The sequence below is a fragment of the Leptospira congkakensis genome, from assembly GCF_004770265.1.
Taxonomy (GTDB): domain Bacteria; phylum Spirochaetota; class Leptospiria; order Leptospirales; family Leptospiraceae; genus Leptospira_A; species Leptospira_A congkakensis.
In genome coordinates this window covers 783,432-807,651 of the sequence record NZ_RQGQ01000004.1, presented here as the reverse complement: position 1 = coordinate 807,651, position 24,220 = coordinate 783,432, and the positions used below count along the sequence as shown (strand labels likewise).

Here is a 24,220-nt window from a genome sequence, read left to right as displayed (position 1 = left end):
AGTTAGATAAAATTATCTGGTGAGCAAACCGGCATCCAATACAAATTCCGAACCTGTAATGTAACGACTTTTTTTTGAGGAAAGGAATAGAACTGCATTTGCCACATCCTCTGTTTCCACCCAAGGAACTGGGAGTAAGTTCCCTGCCGATCTCTCTGCAATTTCAATGGGAGTGGCTCCTTCCATTGCAGCCAAACCATCGTTCATTGGAGTATTTACCCCAGTTGGGTGGAGAGAATTCACTCGGATTCCATATTGTGCGAGTTCGATGGCCCAAGACTTGGAGAGCCCGGTAAGACCCCATTTCGAAGCCGCATAATGGGAGAGTCGATTCATACCTCGAAGTCCTGCTATGGAGGAATTATTGATGATGACACCGGATTTCTGTTTGATCATCACTGGGATTACAAATTTTCCCACAACCCAAGCTCCTTTTAGATTGATGTCAATCATACTATCCCATGCTTCTTCTGTTAGTTCATGAGAATACCCATAAGCACATATCCCCGCGTTATTGAACAAAATATCAATCTTTCCAAATTTAGAAATAGTTTCTGAAACGGCTGACTCCACTTCTTTTGCGTTTCGAATATCCGCAGTTAAGATGACTGCCTCGGATCCTAAAGATTCAATTTCCTTTTTTAAGGATATGAGTTCTTCATTTGTCCCTAATGCATAAGATGGGTAAGCCAATGGTTTGGCAATGTCAAGGGCTGCAATCTTTGCACCTTCTCTCGCAAATGCTAAGGCTGTTTCCCTTCCTTGTCCATGTGCGGCTCCAGTGATGAAAACGACTTGATTTGAAAATTCTTTAGCCATGGTGATGAACTCCTTTTTTTGTGAATGGTTTTAATATCTCGTCTAATGGGATCTTTAATACGTTATTAAAAATATTTGTGGCAATCATAATCCCCGCAAAGGCAGTCAGGAGAACAATTTGTTTCTCATCAAACTTTAGTTTTAATCTGTTAAAAACAGAATCCGAAACTTGATTTGAGTTTTTGACAATTTCTCTAGCAAAATCTACGAGTAAGTTTTCTAATTCATTGAATTCGATGGTGTCAGGATTTTCTCCCCAATCAAAGATGATCTTTCTAAAAAAAGTCGAACAGATGAGGCAATCTGTTTCCGCAGAGAGTGCGTGAGCAAAAATGGTAAAGGGTCTCTCTTCTAAAAAAGGAACTAGTTCCTCCTTTAAAACATACCATTCCATATAGGCTTTGTAAGATGGTAAGGAATGGAGGAGGGTTCTTTTCATATTGGTGATCCTTCCATTCTTTTTTATCTGGTAGTCGTATTCCTTTTTGATTTCCTCAGGTGACGACTCGTATTCTGTGAGACTGACTCTAGTCATTTGTATCCTCCGATTCTAAATATAATGTTAGTATTTCCCTTTTTAGTTCTGTTTCTTTTGTAGGATTGTAACCCTTGTACTTAGAAATAAGATACAAGTAAATGATACCGAAACCTGTGACAAATACAAGCCCGAGTAGCTTCCCATCTTGGTGCAATCGATACAAAAGAATACTTGTTAAAATTGTGGCTAAGGTAATCCCAATAATCGTGATTTGTATGAAGGAGTTTTTGAAAAATAGTTTTGGGAAATATCCGTTTTCTTTTAAGATCTGTTTTGCGGGAAATATGGAGATCAGTTGTGCTAAGATGACAAAAAACCAACCAACAGTAGAGTAGGTGGCCAAGGTTTCCAAATTCCATCGCAGGAATAATCCTAATGCAGATAGGATGTAAAGAATCGTAAAAATTTTTGTATAAGAAATGGTTTGGGATTCTTTTTTTAAATGTGGGAACCAACCATCTTGGACAAGCCCAATCAAAGATTTTGTTTGGATGAGGAAAATACCATTTAACGAAGTGACTACGGCAAGTAAGGGGCCACCGAGAAGAAACAATTTGAATTCAACAGGTGTCAATCGACTCCTAATCAAATTAAAAAGATAATCGGATGGTGGAAGAGTTAAGTCCCCGTGACTAATAGAAGAAATGGCAAAACTAAAACTAAAATAAATAAGAACAACAATGGGGAAGGCCCATAAAAATGCTTTCAGCAAATGTTTCGGTTTTCCTGTTTCTTTACCAAGTTCGATAATGGCATTGGATCCAAAATAGGTAAAACATAATAGAGAGATCATCTCTAACCCAGGCAAAATTTCCGGAAGAGAATCCGTTTTAACGTAAGTTAAGTGATGAAAATCCACGATTCGAAAAATAGAATATCCAAGTAGAAAAACCAAAATTGATACAAGTGCATTCTGTACGAAAAGAACTGGTTTTATCCCCGATACATTCAAAAGGAAAAAAATAGTTAATACACCAAAAGCCCAAAGATCTTTGGAACCGACTGGAAATATTTGCAATAGGATATCAGAACAAGCCAGAGTGAACAATGGAATTTGTCCAAAACTGGCAGTGCTTAGAAAAATCCAAGTGATCAGAAACGCAAAACGGGGAGAGAGCATACGACTCGGATAAAAATAGATACCCCCGTTTGTCGGAAAATACCGTCCGAGAACAGCCACAGGAAAGATAATGAAGAACATCGGAAGGGATGCCAAAAGGTAAAAATAAGGCAAATGGGCAGCATGATCTCTCGCAAGAACACCTGTTAGGACAAAAATCCCTCCACCGATAGTGAGGCCAATGGCCATACAAACGAGGGAAAATAGTGATAAGTTCGATTTTTTCTCGGTCAGACCCATTTAGGTTCTATTTGAGGTAAAATTGAAAGTTTTTCAAGAAAAATATCCGCTATAACAGATATTTTTCTTGTTATCTCAAACTAGTTTAGGATGATTCTATAAAAAATTATAAAATAGTTTGACTTAATATAGTTTAATATTAAACTATATTCTATTGATTTAAGGAGAACCATATGTTCGATTATCTATTTTCTACTTCTGGGGATATTATCCCTCTCATCCTACGCATCACAGCTTTTGTTGTGATCTTCCCACACGGTGCCCAAAAACTACTCGGTTGGTTTGGTGGATACGGATTCAAAGGAACTTACGGATTTTTTACAGGGCAACTGAAGTTCCCTGGAATCTTGGCAGTTCTCATCATCTTAGGTGAATCTTTTGGATCTGTTTTACTTCTCGTTGGTTTTTTAACTAAATTTGCTGCGGCTTCCATTGCCATCATTATGATCGGTGCAGCAGTGCTTGCTCATAGACAAAACGGATTTTTTATCAACTGGAATGGAAACCAAAAAGGAGAAGGATATGAGTTTCATATTCTCGCAGCAGGACTTCTTATCGCTCTCGTAGTGGGTGGTGCTGGTGTGTATTCGGTTGATTTTAATTTAATCGGAAAATTCTAAATTTAATTTATATTTCGAACTGGTTCGGCCTTTGTCCCTGAATTACCAACAAACAAGGGTTCGAACCAATCCCACCTAAACATTGTTAAAATTTAAAAAATCAGAATGATCATTTTGATCAATCCAAATCCTTTCTTTCGTTAGTTAATCTAAGTTGATGTATTCTTCGGGATCTAGTGGAGAATCGAGACCAATTCGTACTTCATAGTGGACGTGAGCTCCTGTTGCCTTTCCTGTTTGGCCCACAAGGGCAATTTTATCCCCTCGTTTGACTCGGTCTCCTGGATTTACCAAAATGAGCGAGCAGTGTCCATACAAAGTAAAAAAGCCGTTTTCATGATTGATTCGCACTGATTTTCCAAGCCCACCCACTGCTGTGTCGACGGCAATGATTCCAGGGCCTGTGGCATAAATCGGAGTTCCTTCCCCAGCAGCAAAGTCAATCCCTGAATGAGATTCCCCCACAGGTAAAATTCCAAAGGGATCACTTCTATACCCGAAGGTGGAAGTCACAACACCGACACCCGGCTTTAGCGGTCGGCCCCTAGGCATAGAGTAAAAAATACTTTCTCTCATGGAAAGATAGTCAATTGCATTTTGGAAATTGGGAACCAGATTGCCTAACTTAACACCAAACTGAGTGTAGGTGGTAACTACTTGTTGGAACAACAAAAGATTGGAGTCGAGTTCGCTTGCATCTTTTCTAAATTCTTCTTTGAGTAGATAATCTTGGGTGATCATTTCCTTTTCTGGAATTTCTTCCCAAGCAAGTAGGTTTAGTGATTCGGTTGTGGATTCCAATTCTTCCACAGATTCTTTTAGGTCTTGTGAGAGCAGGTCATAGAACAAAAAGGATACGAGTTGGGTTTCCGTTTTTTTCTCTAATGAGAGATTGCGGTCAAAGAAAAAGGAAAAATATAAGAGTAGGCCAAAGGAAAGGAGGACTAGGGAGAGGGAAAGGCCGAATAAAAATCCAAGCATTCCGACGGAAATTTCAATTTGTACGAAGGCTTTTTCATCGTTTGGGATGAGGACAAAGCTTACTTTTTCCCGACTTCGGGAAATCCACTTTTGTAGGCGTTTTCGCCAACGTAAGTGTGCAATTTGGAGCCTTTCATAGGCGGTTGTGACGTAAGTTTCTGCCAATGTTCGTTATTCCGCCAATTTTTTCCTTGCCCATGCCATTTTTCAGGGGAAAGTGGATGAATCCAATATGTTTAAATTTCTCACTTCTCTTTTCAGAAAGAAAGCCGACTCTGTCGATTCCTTTTTGATGTACCCCGAGGGAAAGAGATACTATCGAGAAACCCATTCCATACGCAGGGCCAACATCGATGAAGATGCCATAAAAATCATCAATCGATTGAACAAGTTTCGTTACAAGGCCTATTTAGTCGGTGGAGGGGTCAGAGATCTGCTTATGGGCAAACGCCCAAAAGACTTTGATATAGTCACAAGTGCGACTCCAAACCAAATCAAAAGGATCTTCAATAACTGCCGAATCATCGGTAAACGATTTAAAATTGTACATATCATTTTTAAAGGTAAAATTATTGAAGTATCCACGTTCCGATCACTACCGGAACATCGTTTGGAAAAACACAAAGCAGAAAACGATTATCTCATCAAACGGGACAATTCCTTCGGTACAGCAAAGGAAGACGCGGCAAGACGCGACTTTACCATCAACTCACTGTTTTACGATCCTAAAAACGATTCCATTTTGGATTACGTTGGTGGGTTTGAAGACATCCAAAAGAAAATCGTTAGGGTCATCGGTGATCCAGATATTTCCTTCAAAGAAGATCCAGTTCGTATGTTACGAGCGGTTAAGTTTTCTGTTTTACTAGGACTCGATATCGAGAAAAAAACCAAACTGGCAATCAAAAAGAACCGTTTGGAACTCGAAAAATCTTCCACTGCAAGACTACTCGAAGAATACAACAAAATGTTTAGAACTTGGAAGACTTCGATTATATTCGAAGGTCTTGCTGAGAACCATTTGCTCGATGTACTTTTCAAAGAACCTGCAGATAAATTAAAGAAAACAGATCCCGAATGGCGTGAACATTTTATGGAAACACCACTTGGGAAAAGACTCGCAGTCACAGACAAACTCCTCTCCGCAAGAGAAGAGATGACCCCTGCTATCTTTTATTCGTTAATTTTCTATGACATCGTAAAAGACTTATATGAAAATGATCGTGGTCACTTAGCGCATAACATTAAAGAAAGTTTACAAATTGTTTTTGAACGAATGGGAATCCCTAAACGGGAACAAGACAATTTAGTAAAGATCTTTATCAGCCAACCTCGTTTCCAAGTTACGGATGATGAAAAAGAAAGACAAAATTCCTTTTTTAAGAAAAAGGATTATTTCTATGATGCGTTTATGGTTTATAAGATTGTTGCGATCTCGGAAGGAAATGAAGCCGCTGTTCAGTCTGCTTTTTTCTGGGAAATCTCGCTCAGACAAAGACCGAAACCAGACAGCCATCAGTTCGGACAACAGAACCGTAAAAAAGAACCTAACAAAAAACGCCCACCCAGAAAGAAACATCGGGACAGAAGGGGAGGTTCGAACAACCAGAACCAAAACCAATCTGAATCTCAAACCACTAATTCTGGTGAGAGGGGGGAATCTCAAGAACCAAGACAGGTTCGTGAATCCTCTTCCGAAAACGAAGAAAGAGAAGCATAACAACCGTTCCTTTTTGATTTTCCGTTAGATTCACTCCATAGTCCTCGTCGAATTAGGCGAGGGCTTTGGTATGAAACAAAAACCAACCATTTTAATCATCGAAGACGATCCGACAACTGCTCTTTTATACACAAGTTCCCTTCGCACAACTGGTTACGAAATCATTCAATTTTCAGGCCTAAAACCAACATTAGAAACCTACAGGGAAGATGGATTCAAATCAGTGGATTTGATTGTCACGGATTTGGTTTTGCCGGATGGAACAGGAAAAGAGTTAATTTTAGAAGTTCGTAAAACAAATCCGAACATACCTATTATTGTTGTCTCTGCCGCAGAGGATAGCCAGTCCATCATCGATGTGATGAGAGAGAATGTTCAGGATTATTGTATCAAACCCATCTCCCCTAAAGAGTTAGCTAAAAAAATCCAATACCATCTTTCCAAACAGGAAATGGACTACCAAAAGACAGTTTTTGAAAAAGAAAAAATCATCTCACTTGAGAAGTTACTCGATTGGTATAGTTTTAAAAATCAATCCTTAGAGAAAGGTGAGTTTGATAGCAAAGAGTTACATAAAAATCTATTTCATGTTCTGCGAGCGAGTTTGTCCCAAGGGGCAGGCTTTGGGATTCTTGTTCAAATCATTGATATCATCAAAGGGATGACAAAAACCAAAGAGGGAGATTATATCCTACAAAAAGAAATTTTAGAGATATTGGAAGAAAATGCTAGTTATGCGAAAAAAATCTTACAAACATTTACGGAGATCGAAAATATTATTTTTGGTCGAGTGGATTCTGTAAAGGTGAGTCTTCGGGAATTTTTAGCGGAAATCAATACGCTCGTTTCTGAAATGGATTCTCTTTTAAAAATAAAAAATCAAAAAATCCAATTAGGAAAATTGGAAGATAAGTATTTGGATTCGAAATTTATCCTTTGGGACAAAGAATACTTTCGAAAATCTTTTTTTGAATTACTTTTGAATGCGATGAAGTTTTCTCCTGAAACTAGTTCTATCTTTCTTTTTTTCCAATCTGATTCCGAGTTTGTTTCCATTTCTGTGATTAACTCCGTGCCTGTAGAATCAAAAACAGGACAAGGCATTCCTAACGAATATTTGGATTTAGTTTTTGAACCGTTTTTTCGTCTGACAAAAAACTTATATGAAAAGTATGGATCTCTCGATTTTGGAATTGGGCTCTCCCTTGTGAGAGAAACCATACATAAGTTTGGTGGTCATATCATTGTTCGTAATATCCTCGATCACTTAGGCGAAGTCGTGACACCCAAGGTAGAGTTTAAAGCCACCTTACCTTATGTTTCTTCTGAGAAGTGAAGAAAACCCCTAGATTTAGGAAGATAGGTTTTTCCATTTTTCAAAAATTGGACTCCCGGTTTTCCTTGATCTAGTTATTAAATTTTTCGTCGAATATAGTGATGGAAAAGCCAAAAGCGATTACAAAAGTTTTACTACTTGAAGACGATCCCACCATCTTATTTCTTTACAGTGGGTTACTGCAAAAACATGGAATGGAAGTCACAAGTTTTGCAAAAATCAAATCAGCCTTAGAGTATTTAGCTGAAAACCATCTCCATACTGAAAATATTGTTTTAACAGATCTCCAATTACCAGACGGTAATGGATTAGAATTTGTTAAGGAAATACGAAAAATCAATAAACATATCCCGATCGTTGTGATTACATCAACGGAGGATCCTAAACTCATTATCGAAGTGATGAAGGAACATGTTCAGGAATATATCATTAAACCGGTGATTCCCAATGAACTCATTTCTAGAATAAAATACCAACTTTCTAACAAGGAAAATGATTATGAATACTCGGAATATGAACGTGAAAAAATAATATCGCTCGAGAAACTTTTAGATTGGTATGCATATAAAAATAGTCGGATCAAAAAGGGAGATCTAAACTTCCAAGAAATGCACAAAAATTTGTTTTATGGATTGCGAACTAGTTTGGCCCAAGGTGCTGGATTTGGAGTAATTACGCAACTCATTGATTTGATCAAAGCGATGCCAAAAGCGGAAGGAGGAGGTGTCATTTTAGATGCTGATATCCTCAGTATTTTAGAAGAAAATGCAGTGTATTCAAAAAAAGTTTTAGATCGTTTTATAGAGATTGAAGATGTAATTTTTGATCGAATTGAATTACAACTTGTTTCTCCTTTTGCAATTTTTAATAAAATCTTAAGATTGAAAGATGAGTTGAAACCGATTTTAGCATTAAGAGATCAAACATTATTAGTACCAGAATATAAATTCAAGGATTTTGGATCGCAAAAAATATTACTAAACAAAAGTTTTATTCGCAAAGTAATATATGAACTATTGTTAAATGCAATGCGTTTTTCGCAAAGCTCCAGTAAAATTTATGCCATTTTGAATTTTGATTTTGACGGAATTTATTTGTCGATTGTGAATTCTCTTGAAGATGAACAGTTTATAAAAAACGGAATTCCAAATGAGTATCTGGATTTGCTATTTGAACCATTTTTTAGATTAAACAAAAATATATATGATAAACATGGCTCTTTGGATTTTGGAATTGGTTTGAGTTTTGTGAAGCAGACCATCATACGTTTTGGCGGGTCCATCTCTGCATTCAATTTAATTGATCATACAGGTGGTGTGAAAGAAACAAAAGTTGAATTCAAGATTTTCCTTCCTTATGTTTCTTCTGAGAAGTGAAGAAAACCCCTAGATTTAGGAAGGTAGGTTTTTCCATTTTTCAAAAATTGGACTCCTGGTTTTCCTTTTTCCAATCTTCCCACCATAGTCACGGGAACTCCCGCCAGTTTCGTTGGTAAAATTTCGGGAGACAAAAACAAAAGTTCCAACTCTTCTCCTGAACCTAAACACAAATCGAAACCTAAAGTTTCCAATGCCAATGGATCAAAGGGAAGTGATTCCATTTGAATTTTTAGCCTGCCACGAGAGGCCATTGCCAATCGTTCCCCATCTTGGATGAGTCCATCCGTAATGTCCATACAGGCATGGATTTTAAATTTGTGTAACAAAAGAGATGTCGCGTAGCGTGAGTTTGGTGAAAGGTGGCGTTCTATCGCTTTGGTAAATTTTTTATCTTTTGTTTTTTTCTTCAAAGAAAGAAAACCTAATTGGCTCTGTCCGAGAGATCCTGTGATATAGAGGTAATCTCCTGGTTTTCCTCCAGAACGAAGCCAGGGTTTTTCGACAGTTCCTACTACGGTAAGTGTGAGTTGGGTTTTGGACGCAGAAAAGGTGTCGCCTCCCGCTAGTTTCATCTCATATTGGTCTAAGGATTTCCGTAATTCTTTGGAAAAACTACGAATCCATTCCTTTTTCTGAGATAGGGGAGACAAACCAAGGTTTAAAAAACATTCTTTGGGTCTTCCACCAGAGGCAATGATGTCGGAAACATTCACTTCGACAAGTTTTCTAGCCAAAACGGGAGCCTCTGACCATTCGTGCAGGAAGTGAGTGCCTTCCGAAAGGGAATCCGTTGTCACTAATCGGTTCGGGGCCAAAAAGTAACAATCGTCCTCAGGAGGAGGGGTTGTTCCAAACAAAGTGCGTATAATTTCGGATTCTTTCAAAGTTAGATTCCAATAAATTTGTTTGACCCGGTGTGAAAACCGAAAATCCTGACATAAAAGAGGAAAATCTCGTACTTATGGAACTATTGTCTAAAGCCCACAAGACCCCTTCTATTGCAAAAGAAGCCGTACAAAAACAGTGGTTTGTTGTGGACGCAACTGATAAGACTCTCGGAAGATTGGCAAGTCAAGTAGCTTCCCGACTTCGCGGAAAACACAAATCTACCTTCACTCCTAACCAGGACTGTGGTGATAACATCATTATCGTTAATGCATCTAAAGTGGCTGTTACTGGTCGCAAAAGAGAACAAAAAATTTACTACCACCACTCACGTTACCCAGGTGGTATGACTGCAATTGCTTTCCACAAACTCATTCAAGAAAATCCTGAAAGAGTGATCATGGAAGCTGTTAAAGGAATGTTACCTAAATCGAAGTTAGGTGACCAAATGTTGAGAAATTGCCGCGTATTCGCTGGTAATGACCACAACTTGGGAGCTCAAAAGCCCCTAAAACTGGAGTTGAAATAATATGGCGCAAAAAGCAGTTTGGGCAGTAGGCCGACGCAAAACATCCGTTGCACGTGCAAAAATCGCATCTGGAACTGGAAAAATCACAGTTAACCACAAAGATGTAAATGACTACATTAAAAATGGAGAACACCTTGTTCGCCGTGCTCTCGAGCCTCTTCTCGTTTTAGAAGCTCGTGACAAGTATGACATTGCACTCAATGTGACTGGTGGTGGAGTTGTTGGTCAAGTCGGAGCCATCCGTCATGCAGTCGCTCGCGCACTAGTGGCTTTCAACGAGTCTTTAAAACCTACTTTGAAAAAAGAAGGTTTTCTCACTCGAGATAGCCGTATGGTGGAACGTAAAAAATACGGTCTACGCAAAGCTCGTCGAGGAACTCAGTTCTCAAAACGTTAATCGGAAAATCCTCTTTTTTTCCGATACGAAGCCTCCTACGGGAGGCTTTTTTTTTAGGTAGGTACAAACTTGAACCAACTGATTTTCTATTTTGCTTTTGCCCTTGGAACCTTTGCCAGTAGTTGTTTTTTATATTCGATCGTAATCTTTTGCCAAACCCTAGATACGGTAAAAGGTTTCTCTGGGATTGTTTTCTTTTTTCTATTTTTACCCTTTCCCATATTTTTCTTATACACTGGATATTTACTCGATCGTTATTCTAAAAAATGGGTTGTTGTTGGGTTTCAGTTTTTCCTTGTTCTCGCTAGTTTTTTGTTAGCTGCCTTTACTGAAGTTTTTTTAACCTATCCGCTTTTATTATTACCTTTGGCTTTTGTGAATGGGATTGGAATGACAACGGTGCTTCCTGGTCGGATGGCGATTTTACGAGAAGTGATGGAATCGCATCGACTTGTTTTTCATACCATTGCTGGAAACTTACTTTTGATTTTTGCTTTTGGGATGAGCCCTCTGGCGGTGGGTTGGTTTCGAGAAGGAAGAGGGTATTCTAGTTTATTTTTTGTTTTGGCTGGTTTCCACTTTCTATCCATGATCGCCTTTACCTTGTTACGTTATGCAGATCCAAATGAAAAAATAAAACCTTTTAGTGCCTATAACAAAACCACAAGTTTCCCATCCCTGACATCTAATCTAAAAGCAGTTTTGGAATTTTTAAAAACGGATCCAGTTTCTAGACAAGTGATGTATATGGCCATCCTCAGTATGCTTGCCCTTGGTCCCATCCAAGTCATCCTTCCGAAGTATGTGCGAAATGAACTGGGTTTGGGTGAACTCGCACGGGGGACGGTTCTTGTCTTTTTAGGGCCTGGGTTATTTCTCGGTGGGGTTCTCACCATCCTCTTCCATCATTTGGAAAGAAAGGGTCTTGTTTTACTGATTGTTTTTTCTCTTTCGTCTTTTTTCTTTTTGGGATTTGTTCCTTTTGGAAAACCAGAAGCCACTTCTTTCTTTTTGTTTTGTTTTGGAGTGTCGGGGGGAGTTCTTTCGAGCCTCCTTCCTGCCATTTTGCAAAAACGGGCCGAGGATGGACTCCGCGGGAGAATCCTTTCTCTTTATACGGTTTGTTTCCAATTCACGCCGGCGGTTTCTGGATTTCTGGCAGCCCTCCTTGCGGACACCATTGGGTCACAATGGACCTTCGGAATTCTCGGTGGGATGTTTCTCTGTTTTGCCTTGTTTTCTTTTCTCCAATACCGGGAATTACGGCAGAGTTAACTTCTAATTTCCTTGCCCTAGGAGGTGAAACCGATTTCGCTGTAAGTGTATGATGTCGAAAACCGTCCGCGAAATTGCAGAGTTGTATACTAGTTACTTTAAAGGGAAAGGCCACACCATTGTGCCTTCCTCAAGCCTTATCCCGAAAGGGGATCCAACACTTTTATTCACAACCGCCGGGATGGTTCAGTTCAAACCTTTGTTTACGGGAGCCGTTGAGTTGCCATACACTCGCGCCGCTTCGGTTCAAAAATGTGTTCGTACTACCGATTTAGAGGTAGTTGGGAAAACAGAAAGACATTGTACCTTCTTTGAAATGCTTGGAAATTTTTCCTTTGGCGATTATTTCAAAAAAGAAGCCATTGAATACGCGTTAGATTTTTCATTAAACCATCTTCATATCCCTAAAGAAAAAATTTGGGTCACCATTTACTTAGATGATGATGAAGCCAAAAAGATTTGGATGGAAGCTGGAGTTCCCGAAGAACGAATTGTACGCCTAGGAAAAAAAGATAACTTTTGGGGGCCTGCGGGAGACAGTGGGGCTTGTGGTCCATGTTCGGAATTGTATTTGGACAGAGGTCCAGAAAAAGGTGGCCCAAATTGTGGAAACAATCCGGATTGTAAACCAGGTTGTGACTGCGATCGTTATTTAGAATATTGGAATTTAGTATTCAACCAATTCAACCAAACGGTTTCGGGTGAACTCCTTCCTTTAAAACAAACGGGAATTGATACAGGGTCAGGACTCGAACGAGTGGCAATGCTTCTGCAAGAGGTGGACTCCGTTTATGATACCGATGAATTAAAATCCATCATTCGTAAAATAGAAGAACTCTCAGGGATTACTTACGACGAATCGACAAAACAATCTTTCCGTGTGATCACGGATCATTCCCGTTCCGTATTTTTTTCGTTAGGTGACGGGATTTATCCGGACCGCACAGGACGTGGATATGTGATTCGTAGGCTCATCCGTAGGGCTTCGTTATTTGCAAGAAAACTAGGAATCCACGAACCGTTTTTATACAAACTAATTGCGACACTCCGTGATTTGTATTCTGTACGTTACCCAGAACTAAAAGACAAAGCAAAAGACATTGAATCCATTTTAAAAAAGGAAGAGGAACTCTTTCTTCACACTTTGGAAGTGGGACTAGAAGAATTAGAATCTCTTCTTGCCCAATTAAAAGCAAACAATCAAACTCTGGTAACTGGAAAAGAAGGATTTCGGTTGTATTCCACTTACGGGTTTCCTCGTGAGATGACCAAGGAACTTGTGGAAGATCGGGGTTTTGGTTTTGATGACAAGGGATTTGAAGAGGAGCTGGAAAAAGATCGGGATCTTTCTCGCGCGAGTTGGAAGGGAAAAAAAGTCCAATACCTCACAGGTCTTTCGGCGAGCCCAGAACTCAAAACTGAATTTTTAGGATACACGGAAACAAAAGCACCGGCAAAAGTAATTTATCTTTTTGTAGATGGAAAGTCAGTATCCGAGGTGAACCAAGGATCAGAGGCCGTTGTGGTTCTCGACAAAACTCCATTTTATGCAGAGGGTGGTGGTCAGATTGGTGATTGGGGGTATCTCAAAAAAGAAGGGTTCCAGTTCCAAGTCCAGGACACTCAAAAAGAAAACGAAACCTTTTTACATCTAGGAATCATTTTGAAAGGAAAAGTCTCTGTCGGGGAAACCATTGAAGCAGAGATTGATACCACTCGCCGCCAAAATTTAGCCAACCACCATTCCGGCACACATTTGTTAAATGGGGCTCTGCGAAGAATTCTCGGAACCCATGTGGCTCAAAAAGGTTCCATTGTTTCTTCTGATTATTTGCGATTTGATTTTTCACACCCCAAAGCACTTTCGGAAGAGGAAATTGTTTCTATTGAAAAAGATGTGAATGAAGCAGTGAATGCTAAAATTCCCGTCAAAACAGAAGTTTTGGACATCGATACTGCAAAACAATCGGGCGCCTTATCCATGTTCGACGAAAAATATGGTAGTTCTGTTCGTGTGATTTCTATGGGTGATAAGTCCAAAGAATTCTGTGGGGGAACTCATGTTTCCAACACAAAAGAAATTGGATACTTTGCCATCATCAAAGAGGGAAGTCCTGGGGCAGGAAACCGAAGGGTAGAAGCCATTTGTGGTGATTCCGTTGTGGAATATTTTTTATCCCAGTTCCAAACACTCGCAGCAAAAATTGAAACTCATAACTTGTCGGCTAAAGAAACCTTTGGAGATTTGAAGGAATTTGGAATTGTTTCTCCAGTGCCAGCTCCCGAAGACTTACAAAACCTTTTTGTGAAAGAAGGGAACACTGCTGTAGAACATTTACGAAAACTTCGCGAAAGTTTGGAGACGGAACTCGAAGGAAAGTCTAGTGCCCTTTTCAAAGCAAAAAAGAAAAAGGAACAATTGAGTTTTCAAATGAATCCGGAACTTGTGGATGGACTTCTAGAAAAGGCACATTCCTTTGCCAAAGGAAAAGTGGTGACAGAAGTTTTTGAAGCAGTGGATGCAAAAGCTTTAAAGGATTTAGCTGATAGTCTCAAAGCCAAAGAACCAGAAATTCTTTGTTTGTTTGGAACGAGTGATGGGGATGCCAGTACCCTCGTATTTATGTGTAACAAGGTTTTGAATGAAAGAGGAATCCACTGTGGGGATCTATTAAAAGAAACCTTGGTGATGTTAGATGGAAAGGGCGGGGGAAGGCCTGATATGGCACAGGGTGGTGGTAAAAAACCGGAGAGCCTGGGAGCCGCTTTGGAATTTGCCTTGGAACTTTCCAAAAAGAAATTAGGATAAAGACATTAAGGTAAGTAAGGAGTAAACTATGGCTCAAGATCCATCATTTGACATTGTATCAAAAATCGAAAGACCGGAATTACAAAACGCCGTGGCTCAGGCCATGACAGAAATTCAAACAAGGTTTGATTTTAAAGGATCCAACTCCGAAATCAAACTCACAGAAGATAGTTTGGTTTTGACTTCGGAAAACGATATCAAACTGAAACAGGTGATTGATGTCCTTACCACCAAAATGGCCAAAAGGGGCATTAGTCTGAAGGCCTTCGATTTTGAGTCCAAAATTGAGTCGGCTACGGGCCAAACAGTGCGCCAAAAAGTAAAAATCCAGAATGGTTTGGACAAAGAACAAACCAAACAAATCACCACTCTGATCAAAGACCAAAAACTAAAGGTTCAGGCCACCATCCAAGGGGAATCGGTTCGAGTTGTGGGCAAAAAAAAGGACGATTTGCAAGAGGTAATGGCGGCGATTCGAAATGCCAATTTCAATTTTGATGCCAATTTTACTAATTTTAAGGGATAAAATTTTGGCTTAAAGATCCGTCTTTTTTTTCTGTCTATGTCTCAAAACCGTCCGATATTTCCCGTATGGACCCTAAAAAATCCGTATGGGGATGGACTTTGCCTCGCAAAGACTTCCTTCCGTATCTATTAGTATTTTCTGGTGTGTTTTTACTACTTTCTCTCTTTTCGTTTCAGGAAGGAGAGGACGGATCGCTTTTCAATTGGTTTGGAAGGCTTGGTCATTACATTGCGTTTACCTTACTTTATATTTTAGGAAAGTCCTCATTTTTACTCGCTGGTTTTGTTTTGATGTTAGGTGTTCTTTCGTTAAGAAATCCTGACTTTGACAGACTGAGCAAAGCACTTTTTTTCCCACTCTTTCTTGTCGCTACCACTGTGAGTTTGAATCTTTTGGAAACCCCGCTCGGTCATGTAGGGGATAGTGGCGGAATCCTTGGGCAATTTTTCTCTTGGGTTTTTTCTTACCTCTTTGGTGAGACTGGGCGTATCCTTGTTGTATTCTTTTTATACTTATACTTTGCCGTGATTTGGCTGGAAGACGGGGCTTGGTCTTTTACCTTTGCTGCTATCAACAAATATTCCAATGGAATTTATAGAATGATGGGAGGAAGAAACGAACTCCCTCATTTGCGATTACCTTCATTTTTGGAATCCGTGGTTTCGACTCGCCGCGGAACAGAAAATGAAATTCGAAACAAACAATGGTTTGCTGTGCAGACAGAAGAAGAATCCAAAGAAGACCTTTCCAATCATTTTTGGAATATGGTTGCGGATGAGAAAAAAACTGCGAATCCAAATGTAAATTCCCGTTCCAAGAGAGATGGTTCTCACCTGAATTCTTATTTCCAAGAGGAAAGAAATTCCGTGGATAAAAATGGTCGAGAGGATCGTTTCCAGGAAAATCCTTCTTTTAAAAAAACGCCAGCGGTTCGTTACCGTAATACTTCGCATTTTGAAGGGTTTTTTGATGAGGCAGGAAAAGTGTTTCGATTCCAGAAACAAGAATCAAAACTAGATTCCCTTGCGGAATTTGAAAAAAATGAAGTTTTGATTTCTCGCCTGAAACTAACGGATAACAGGCGACTCGCAGAAGAATTAGAAGAAATCGAAAGTGAAAGAGAATCCAAAATCCTTTTCCAATTTCCCGAGGCCAAGTGGAAACCAAAATTGGATACTGCTCTGGGTTTAGAAAGTTTGGAGCTTCCCAAACTAGATCCCGTCAAATCCTCTTTTGGCGGAGAAAACAATATTCTAAAAATCTCGAATTCCTCTTCCTCCTTTTCGTATGAAGATGAAAACTATAGTGATTTAGAAGAAGAATCCGATGAAATGGAACCTGAATCCATGGTTCTTTCTTATGAAGAGGGTGAGGATGAGAAAACATCCGAAGCCATTGCCATTCCAGAATCGGTTCGTTTGTCTCTAGTGGAAGAATCGGGTTGGGATGCGAGCGAAAGTAGCGAGTCTGACGATTCAGATGAAGAAGTGGATTATAGTTCCGAAGAGTATGAAGAAGAAACCCTCGAGACCTTAGCTGTGGAAGAGGCTTCTCCGCTCGTAAAGTCCAATTTGAGTTCAGGAAATTTTGGGAAAAAGAAACCAGAGCCAAAGGCGGAACAACAAGAACTGATGTTTGGTTCCATGGTTCCCAAACCAAAACTAAAAAAAGGAAAGTATTATATCTCTCCAAGGCTTCTTGTGTCCCACCAAGTTCCTGTGGCCAATATTTTAAAGAACGATTCTGAATTGGATCTGATCTCTCGTAAAATCGAAGAGTCCACAGGGCATTTTGGAATTGAGTCCAAGGTCATCACAAAAGAAAGAGGGCCCATCATCACTCGTTACGAGATTACCATCCCGAATGGAATCAAACTGAACCGAATTGTTTCTCTTTCAGATGAAATCCGTGCTTACCTCGAAGTGAAAAATATTCGGATTGTGGCACCTATCCCTGGTAAGGCGTCGATTGGAATCGAAGTTCCGAACCGAATCCGAGAAGACGTATTTTTATCAGAGATTCTAAAAGATACCATCCTCCAACATAAGGCCAAAGACTTGTCTATCTGTATTGGAAAAGATATTTCTGGAAAACTTGTGATGATTGACATCGCTAAACTTCCTCACTTACTTGTGGCGGGAACCACTGGTTCTGGTAAGTCGGTGAGTATCAATGCGATGATCACAAGCCTTATTTGCACTCGCTCCCCAGAAGAAGTGCGTTTCATTATGATCGATCCAAAGATGGTGGAGATGACTCTTTATGAAGGAATCCCACACCTTCTCATGCCCGTGATCACAGATCCTAAAAAAGCAACGAAGGCACTTTCTTGGGCCATCCAAGAAATGGAGAGTCGTTACCAAATGATCTCTCAATTGAAAAGTAGGGATTTCAAAAGTTTCAATGAAAAGGTAGATGAATATGCCCATGCGAAGGGCTTTCAAAAACTTCCGTACATTGTGATCTTTATTGATGAGCTTGCGGACCTAATGATGGTTTCGGGAAAGGATTTGGAAGAACAGATCCAAAGGATTTCCCAAAAAGCAAGAGCGGTTGGAATCCATTTGGTGATGGCAACCCAAAGACCGTCAGTGGATGTGATCACAGGAGTCATCAAGGCGAACTGTCCGGCAAGGGTGGCCTTCCAAGTCGCACAAAAAACAGACTCTAGAACCATTCTGGATACGAGTGGGGCCGAGACCCTGCTCGGAAAAGGGGACTTTTTATACCGGTCTCCGACTTCGAGTGATCTGATGCGAATCCAAGCTCCTTTTATCGAAGAGAAAGAAATTGAGTCCATAGTAGAAGAGGCCAAAAAACAGGGTGCTCCTGCTTACGTGGAAATGAATTGGGACGATGAAACGAATATCGAAATGGCCTCTGACGAAGATGAGGAACTTTTTGACGAAGCGTGGAATATCGTTGTGACCGAAAAAAAGGCAAGTGCAAGTTACTTACAAAGACGGATGAGAATCGGTTACAACAAAGCGGCGAGGCTTATGGAACTTATGGAAATGAGGGGTTATGTTTCGCCTCAAATCGGGGCCAAACCCCGAGAAATCCTGCGTTCAGCGTAAATCATCGACAAGAGAAGTTTGTCTGAAAAACTGGGAATCTATGAAAGTATGGATCGGATCTTTGTTACTTGTATTGGGTGTTTCTCTTGGTGCCCAAACAAGTCCGGCTCACAATTGGCACTCACCCTCAGAAGTGGTGAAAAAGATAAAGAAGAACTTTAGTGATATCAATTCCTATTCGGCTGATTTTCTCATCAAAACAGAAGACAACAAAAAGGAAAAACAGATGCGCGGGAAATGTTTCTACAAACGTCCCGGAAAAATCAGATATAACTTTGCCGAACCAGAAGGGGACGAAATTGTTTCCGATGGAAAAACACTTCATATTTTTATCAAGAGGTTAGGTGCTGTGGGAAAACAGGATTTAACTCTCGATCGTAAAAATACATCTGGTCCGATCTTTACCACTAACAGTCCTGATGGCCTCAATAGACTCTTTCGTAAATACCATTATAAATTTGATACCATCGAACAACCTCGTTCCATGGGAGATACGACTAAATACTTTGTTTTAGATCTTGACCAAAGAGAAAAAATTGGTGGGTTCGAGAAGATGAAACTATTTGTGGATTCCGAATCTTACTTAATCAAAAAAGCAGTGGCTACCGATGGTCGCGGGAAAGTAACCACCATCTCATTTTCCAATATTAATTTTTCTGAAGAAATCCAAGATGGAGTTTTCAATTTTCACATGAGCGGAAACGCGAAGATTGTAAACAACCCACTTGTCTCCGAGAACTAAGCTAAGAGGATATCATTTTGAACACAAAACGAGTCGGTCAAATACTACGAGAAGCTAGAGAAGATAAAAAACTTTCAGTGAAAGATGTTGCGAAAGAAACAAACATCGCAGCTAAATACATCATTGCCTTAGAAACAGAAGATTATTCCCAGTTTCCTGCCGAGACCTTTGCCCTTGGGTTTCTAAAAAACTACGCTAGTTATTTAAAGTTAGATGCCGCAATGCTTCTGAATCTTTATCGTGGGGAACAAATTGAAGAATCCCAAGCACCTTTGGAAGAACTCACTCGTCCTACAACCACTCACTTCAATTTAGATCGAAATAAAATCATTAGCCTTATTTCTGTATTTCTTTTTGTGATCTCAGCTTATATCATCTATATTAGTTTTGAAGAATCCGGGTCGGGTTCTATGGATGAGGAAACCACAGAAGTTGGTTCTACTGTAGAAACTGTGGCAAGTTCCGACATTCCTTCTGGAATCAATTTTGTTTCTCAAAGTGTTCCAGAAAATGCGAGTGTTCCTTTTATTTTAACAGAAGACCGTGGTGTGAGTTTCAGCGTCAACAACCAACAATGTAAGATGTTTATCAAAGGTGTATCCAATGGAAAAGCAAACCTTGGATTCAATATTTTCCCTGAAAAAAATGTATATTTTTTCCAAACAGTGGAAGGAGAGGAGACCATCCTTTCTTATCGCATAGAAGAATTATCTTCCCTTCGACGTGACATCCGAGTTGTGACTCAAGCAGTTACCGAAAAATCCGCCAAAGTTCTTGTGACTTTAAAAGAAGAAAGAGAAGGTGTTGCTGTAAAATCTCCGGTTGGCGATGTTCCGATCCAAGTCACACTCTTTTTCTCTAAACCAAGTTACGTGGAATTTGTGTTAGATGGACAAATGGGAGAAAGGGGACTTGTTTCTGCTGGCGAAGTCAAACATTTAGAGGCTCGTGACAGATTAGAAATCAAAGTGGGTGATGGTGGAGCCGTAGAAATGGTCCAAAACGGGAAGGAACGTTCTGTTCTTGGAAAACCCGGAAAACTAGTTAAGAAGATTTTCATCCGTAAACAAAATCCTTATGATTCGACTCAGTCCATCATTGGAGAGTTAGGCGAGTAATGCCGAAACTAAAAGAAAATTTAGAAGAAACACCGAAGTCGTTTTTTATCACGACTCTCGGTTGTCCTAAAAATACCGTGGATTCTATGGCTATGCACCAGTCGCTCCTAAAGGAAGGTCTCCTTCCTGCGGCTGGCCCCGAAGCCAGTGATTTCCACTTAGTGAATACTTGTACGTTTATCCAAGATGCAACCAAGGAAACCATCCAAACCATTTTGGATTCCATTGATATCAAAAAGAAAAACAAACAAAAGTTAGTGGTTGTCGGTTGTTTTGCAGAACGTGCTGGAAAAGAAATCTCGGATGATCTTCCTGAGGTGGATCTTCATTTTGGAACTGGTAAATATGATAAAGCAGGGGAGATTTTAAGAAAAAGTTTCCCACTCGATTTTAAAGACCTAACCGAATTTAACGAAGACCTACTCGAAAGACTCACAACCAGTAAGGGTATCGAAAACTATTCCAAACCATACTCATATGTAAAAATTTCTGACGGCTGCAACCGAGGTTGTCATTTTTGTATCATTCCTAACTTACGTGGGAAGTATCGTGATACAGAAAGCTCTGATGTTTTGACTCAAACGAAACTTGCCGTCAAAGCGGGATCTAAAGAAATTTGCCTTGTTTCACAAGACACCGTTTTTTATGGAAAGGACACCGATAAACTTTTGGATTTAGTTCGTTCTGTTGCTGATGTAGACGGACTCGAACTTTTGCGCCTTCTCTATCTTTATCCAGATAAAAAAACAGAAAAGTTACTCGATCTTTATGGAGAAATTCCTAAGATTGCCCCGTATTTGGAAAGTCCCTTACAACATGTTTCCAAATCCGTTTTAAAATCAATGAATCGTACCGGCGAATATTCATATTTCAAATCCTTGTTTGAAAAGGCAAGGGGTCTAAGACCTGAATTGGAAATCCGAACTTCCTTTATTTTGGGTTTTCCTGGAGAAACTATGGAAGACGTGGAAGAAATCATTCGTTTCGTCGAAGATGTAAAACCAGAAAAGGTAAATCTATTTCCTTATTCCCCACAAGACGGAACCAAAGGTGCCACAATGGATGGGCAACTCAAAGACAAGGAGATTGCTCGTCGTGTGAATTTGGTGCGGGATGCGTATCTCGGAACTTTAAAATCCATCCACCAAAATCGAATTGGAAAACTATACCCTGCCGTTGTGGATGAAGTTTTGGAAAAAGGTGCAATCGTTCGCCGATTCCAAGACGCTCCCGAAATTGATGAAGTCGTTTATGTGGAAGAAGAAGGTTTAAAACTTGGCCAGTTTGGTCAGGTAAGAGTGGATTCTTTTTATGAATTGGATATGTCGGGGACTTGGGTGGTTTAGTGGAAGATTGGAAAACCATTGCCAATATCCCGAATTTGCTTACTGTACTTCGGGTTCTAGCACTTCCGTTTTTTATCTTTTTTCTATTCCAAAAGGAATGGGAATACCAAATCTTCGCCTTTGTTCTATTTGCTCTCGCATCCCTTACAGATCTTGTAGACGGATATTTAGCACGTAAATGGAACCAACAAACCGAGTTTGGAAAATTTCTCGATCCCTTAGCGGATAAATTTTTAGTCATCGGTTGTTTTGTTACTTTTTTATTCATCCATGAACCTATCGAAGTTTGGATGGTGGTTCTCATCATTGGGCGAGATATGCTCATCACCTTCCTGCGGTACATTGCGGTTCGGTCTGGAAATAGCCTTCGCACAACGATGATGGGGAAGGTAAAAACTGCCTTCCAAATGGGTGCCATCCTAATGATCCTAGTTGTGTTTATGTTAATCTCTGGCAAAAGAAGAGCTATGATCAATGAAACCTATGCTATGGGAAAATTGGCAGGTTACTCTACCTTCGAAGTGGCGTCACAACATGCAAATGAGTTTTATACTCTTGTCAAAACAACAGAGAGTTTGAGTTTTAAAGATTTTTTTGATTCCATTGCTTCCTTTGTTCCTTATTTTGGAATGTTATTCACAACATTCATCACAGTCATTTCTGGACTTCGTTATATTGTGACCAATTATCAGCTGTTAACATTTTCCAATCTAAAAAGGATTTTTTATGACCGTGCCAACAGTTAAGGAAATACTCGGACAAGTTGTGTCTGGACATCATCTTGTAGATGGTCATGCGGAACTATTTTTAAGTGAAGTGATGGATGGGAAAGTTCCGGAACCAGTTCTTGCTTCCTTTCTCACTGCCATGAAAATGAAGGGAGAAACAACGGACGAGTTGTACGGTTTTGTTCGTGCGATGCGAAATCATGCCATCAAACCTTCAAAGAAATTTGATTTTGATTTTTTGGATACTTGTGGGACAGGGGGGGATGGAAAAGGAACGTTGAACGTTTCCACTCTTTCCGCTCTCACCTTGGCTAGTCTTGGGTTTAAGGTTGCCAAACACGGAAATCGTTCGGTCTCTTCTCTTTCTGGTAGTTCCGATATTTTGTCAGGCCTTGGTTACAAACTAGACCAGTCCACAGAGGATTCTGAAGCGGAATTTCTCCGGACTGGATTTGTATTTTTATTTGCACCTTCTTGGCACCCAGCCATGAAATATGCAGGGCCCGTTCGTTCTGCTCTAGGCTTTCGTACTTTTTTCAATTTGATTGGACCACTTTCGAATCCATTTTCTCCTTCACACCAACTCGTTGGAGTTTACGATAAGTCACTTTGTCTTCCTATGGCAGAAATCTTGGGAAGACTTGGCTCAAAACGGGCGATTGTCTGTCATTCTGCGGATGGTCTGGACGAATTTTCCATCTTTGAAAAGACAGATTATGCCTATTTTGATGGAAAAGAGGCAAAGGAACTAACCTTTCACCCAAAGGAACTCGGCCTAAATCCCAAGGAATTGGATCGAAATACAGTGTTCTCTTCTTCTAAAGAAGGGGCAGAATCCCTTTTTCGGGCAGTTCTCGATCCGAAAGAAGCAACGGGAGGAACCGCAATGGTGGCTCTCAATGCAGGTGTGGCGATGTTTTTACTCGGAGCAGTGGGTGACATCAAAACTGGATACGAAACAGCAAAAGCTGCCATCTTAGAGAAAAAAGTTCTCCGATTCGTTCGTGAAACATTGAATTTAACATAAGGCCTGTAAACATTGGATAAATAGCTATGCTCAATTTTAACTTTTTAACACCAGAAATCCTAATCCTTGCCCAAGAAGAGGGTGCGAAGTCGTCCCTACAGTCACTTATCATCATTCCGATCATGTTAGTTGCTATGTACTTTCTTGTGATTCTTCCAAACAAAAAAGAAGAAAAGAAACGTAAAGAAATGATTACCAATCTTCAAAAAGGGGACAACGTTGTGACAAACAGTGGCCTTCATGGAAAGATTGTAGAATTCAAAGACAATAACGAAACAGTTGTTTTGAGTGTTGCTGCGAATACTAACATTACATTTGAAACTAGCGCCATTCTGAAGAAAAAAGCCTAAGATGAAACATCTCTTCTTAAGTTTCCTTGTATTCTGTTTTTTTACCTCCCTCTTTGCACAAGAGGGTTTGGATTTTTTAGATAAGGTGAATGATAAACCAAAATCTACAATTACCAAACAAAAGGAAGAACCTAGCCAAACCACAACGAAAAAACAAACTAACGTCGTGAATGCGGTAACAACTGGTACAGGAAAAAAGAAGAAATCAAAAAAGAAATCCAAACAAAACCAACTCACTGCGGAATCACTTCCGCAGAACACGAATTCGGTTCCAAACACCAATTTAACCACGACAGCGGTTACGGAAAAATCTATTCCTAGTTTAGAAAAACAACCTTTGGTAACAGAGGAGGAAGAGGTGGTAAATAATGGTCTTTGGATGGATTCAACTTCATCTGTGGAACCAACGGGACTTCCTGGTTTTTCTGCCGATTTAAAAATCGGTAAAGTGGAAAGTTCCCAGACAGAAACAAATCCATCTGCAAATAAAGAAACTGGAAAATCTTTCTTTAATTTCTCTGATTTTTTTGCTAAATACAAAAAAGCTATGATGATCCTTGGGATTATCATTCTCTTTGCTTTTTATAGACTTAGATCCGCTCGCCCGGGATCTAGCAGTCGTTCTTATAGAAGATAATAATTTTAGGAGCAAACTAAC

21 protein-coding genes and 2 pseudogenes are annotated in these 24,220 nt (G+C 39.8%); 18 read left to right on the top strand and 5 right to left on the bottom strand.

Going from position 1 to position 24,220, the window contains the following annotated elements:
- Positions 1 to 12 precede the first annotated feature (12 nt).
- From EHQ70_RS04900 to EHQ70_RS04890, 3 genes are read right to left on the bottom strand one after another with little or no spacing between them, the layout of a single operon-like run.
- Positions 13 to 819: a mycofactocin-coupled SDR family oxidoreductase gene (locus EHQ70_RS04900; RefSeq protein WP_135584010.1), complete on the bottom strand. Its 807-nt coding sequence runs from the start codon at positions 817 to 819 to the stop codon at positions 13 to 15.
- On the bottom strand, positions 812 to 1,354 hold the full coding sequence (locus EHQ70_RS04895) for a carboxymuconolactone decarboxylase family protein (protein ID WP_135584008.1): 543 nt from the start codon (positions 1,352 to 1,354) through the stop codon (positions 812 to 814). Before EHQ70_RS04895 ends, EHQ70_RS04900 begins: the two co-directional genes overlap by 8 nt.
- The gene (locus EHQ70_RS04890; protein ID WP_135584006.1) at positions 1,347 to 2,717 is read right to left on the bottom strand and encodes an APC family permease; all 1,371 of its coding nucleotides are present in this window, start codon (positions 2,715 to 2,717) and stop codon (positions 1,347 to 1,349) included. Before EHQ70_RS04890 ends, EHQ70_RS04895 begins: the two co-directional genes overlap by 8 nt.
- A 173-nt stretch (positions 2,718 to 2,890) precedes the next feature.
- Between EHQ70_RS04890 and EHQ70_RS04885 the strand changes: the two genes are divergently transcribed.
- The gene (locus tag EHQ70_RS04885; RefSeq protein ID WP_135584004.1) at positions 2,891 to 3,337 is read left to right on the top strand and encodes a DoxX family protein; all 447 of its coding nucleotides are present in this window, start codon (positions 2,891 to 2,893) and stop codon (positions 3,335 to 3,337) included.
- Between the two features lie 144 nt (positions 3,338 to 3,481).
- On the opposite strand, the gene EHQ70_RS04880 is transcribed toward EHQ70_RS04885, so the two are convergent.
- Complete coding sequence (locus tag EHQ70_RS04880; RefSeq protein WP_135584002.1) at positions 3,482 to 4,483, bottom strand: M23 family metallopeptidase; 1,002 nt, start codon at positions 4,481 to 4,483, stop codon at positions 3,482 to 3,484.
- A 67-nt stretch (positions 4,484 to 4,550) separates the two neighbouring features.
- Here EHQ70_RS04880 and pcnB point away from each other — a divergent pair, with 67 nt between their 5' ends.
- The 3 genes from pcnB to EHQ70_RS04865 all read left to right on the top strand — a co-directional run bounded on the left by pcnB (position 4,551) and on the right by EHQ70_RS04865 (position 8,750).
- Positions 4,551 to 6,038 (top strand): polynucleotide adenylyltransferase PcnB, encoded by a 1,488-nt coding sequence (gene pcnB / locus EHQ70_RS04875; protein WP_135584000.1) that lies wholly within the window; start codon positions 4,551 to 4,553, stop codon positions 6,036 to 6,038.
- A 70-nt stretch (positions 6,039 to 6,108) separates the two neighbouring features.
- Complete coding sequence (locus EHQ70_RS04870) at positions 6,109 to 7,374, top strand: hybrid sensor histidine kinase/response regulator (RefSeq protein WP_135583998.1); 1,266 nt, start codon at positions 6,109 to 6,111, stop codon at positions 7,372 to 7,374.
- 101 nt (positions 7,375 to 7,475) lie between these two features.
- Positions 7,476 to 8,750 (top strand): ATP-binding response regulator, encoded by a 1,275-nt coding sequence (locus EHQ70_RS04865; RefSeq protein WP_135583996.1) that lies wholly within the window; start codon positions 7,476 to 7,478, stop codon positions 8,748 to 8,750.
- On the opposite strand, the gene thiL is transcribed toward EHQ70_RS04865, so the two are convergent.
- Positions 8,729 to 9,637: a thiamine-phosphate kinase gene (gene thiL / locus EHQ70_RS04860; RefSeq protein WP_135583994.1), complete on the bottom strand. Its 909-nt coding sequence runs from the start codon at positions 9,635 to 9,637 to the stop codon at positions 8,729 to 8,731. The two genes, EHQ70_RS04865 and thiL, sit on opposite strands and share 22 nt — an antisense overlap.
- Positions 9,638 to 9,714: 77 nt before the next feature.
- On the opposite strand from thiL, the gene rplM reads away from it, so the two are divergent.
- The 14 genes and pseudogenes from rplM (at position 9,715) to EHQ70_RS04795 (ending at position 24,199) form a co-directional block, all read left to right on the top strand.
- On the top strand, positions 9,715 to 10,167 hold the full coding sequence (gene rplM / locus EHQ70_RS04855; protein WP_002973943.1) for a 50S ribosomal protein L13: 453 nt from the start codon (positions 9,715 to 9,717) through the stop codon (positions 10,165 to 10,167).
- A 1-nt stretch (position 10,168) separates the two neighbouring features.
- Complete coding sequence (gene rpsI / locus EHQ70_RS04850; protein WP_135580601.1) at positions 10,169 to 10,564, top strand: 30S ribosomal protein S9; 396 nt, start codon at positions 10,169 to 10,171, stop codon at positions 10,562 to 10,564.
- Positions 10,565 to 10,633: 69 nt separating this feature from the next.
- Positions 10,634 to 11,839, top strand: coding sequence for an MFS transporter (locus EHQ70_RS04845; protein WP_135583992.1), 1,206 nt, complete (start codon positions 10,634 to 10,636; stop codon positions 11,837 to 11,839).
- Between the two features lie 49 nt (positions 11,840 to 11,888).
- Positions 11,889 to 14,648: an alanine--tRNA ligase gene (alaS, locus tag EHQ70_RS04840; protein ID WP_167481690.1), complete on the top strand. Its 2,760-nt coding sequence runs from the start codon at positions 11,889 to 11,891 to the stop codon at positions 14,646 to 14,648.
- 28 nt (positions 14,649 to 14,676) lie between these two features.
- The gene (locus EHQ70_RS04835) at positions 14,677 to 15,174 is read left to right on the top strand and encodes a YajQ family cyclic di-GMP-binding protein (RefSeq protein WP_135583991.1); all 498 of its coding nucleotides are present in this window, start codon (positions 14,677 to 14,679) and stop codon (positions 15,172 to 15,174) included.
- Between the two features lie 65 nt (positions 15,175 to 15,239).
- Positions 15,240 to 16,395: pseudogene (locus EHQ70_RS18740) on the top strand (DNA translocase FtsK 4TM domain-containing protein); the annotation flags it as partial.
- Between the two features lie 524 nt (positions 16,396 to 16,919).
- Positions 16,920 to 18,251: pseudogene (locus EHQ70_RS18735) on the top strand (DNA translocase FtsK); the annotation flags it as partial.
- Between the two features lie 40 nt (positions 18,252 to 18,291).
- A complete protein-coding gene (locus tag EHQ70_RS04825) occupies positions 18,292 to 18,993 on the top strand; it encodes a LolA family protein (protein ID WP_004788302.1) in 702 nt (233 codons plus the stop codon).
- 17 nt (positions 18,994 to 19,010) lie between these two features.
- Positions 19,011 to 20,111, top strand: coding sequence for a helix-turn-helix domain-containing protein (locus tag EHQ70_RS04820; protein ID WP_135583987.1), 1,101 nt, complete (start codon positions 19,011 to 19,013; stop codon positions 20,109 to 20,111).
- Positions 20,111 to 21,457, top strand: a complete 1,347-nt coding sequence (locus EHQ70_RS04815; RefSeq protein WP_135583985.1) for a MiaB/RimO family radical SAM methylthiotransferase — start codon at positions 20,111 to 20,113, stop codon at positions 21,455 to 21,457. The genes EHQ70_RS04820 and EHQ70_RS04815 overlap by 1 nt, the downstream gene beginning before the upstream one ends.
- Positions 21,457 to 22,203 carry a CDP-diacylglycerol--glycerol-3-phosphate 3-phosphatidyltransferase gene (gene pgsA, locus EHQ70_RS04810; RefSeq protein WP_135583982.1) on the top strand — a complete coding sequence of 249 codons (747 nt, stop codon included), beginning with the start codon at positions 21,457 to 21,459 and terminating at the stop codon, positions 22,201 to 22,203. Before EHQ70_RS04815 ends, pgsA begins: the two co-directional genes overlap by 1 nt.
- Positions 22,184 to 23,212, top strand: coding sequence for an anthranilate phosphoribosyltransferase (gene trpD, locus EHQ70_RS04805; RefSeq protein ID WP_135583980.1), 1,029 nt, complete (start codon positions 22,184 to 22,186; stop codon positions 23,210 to 23,212). Before pgsA ends, trpD begins: the two co-directional genes overlap by 20 nt.
- A gap of 26 nt (positions 23,213 to 23,238) precedes the next feature.
- A complete protein-coding gene (gene yajC, locus EHQ70_RS04800; protein ID WP_135583979.1) occupies positions 23,239 to 23,562 on the top strand; it encodes a preprotein translocase subunit YajC in 324 nt (107 codons plus the stop codon).
- 1 nt (position 23,563) lies between these two features.
- Positions 23,564 to 24,199: an SRP-less Sec system protein gene (locus EHQ70_RS04795; protein ID WP_135583977.1), complete on the top strand. Its 636-nt coding sequence runs from the start codon at positions 23,564 to 23,566 to the stop codon at positions 24,197 to 24,199.
- Positions 24,200 to 24,220: the final 21 nt, after the last annotated feature.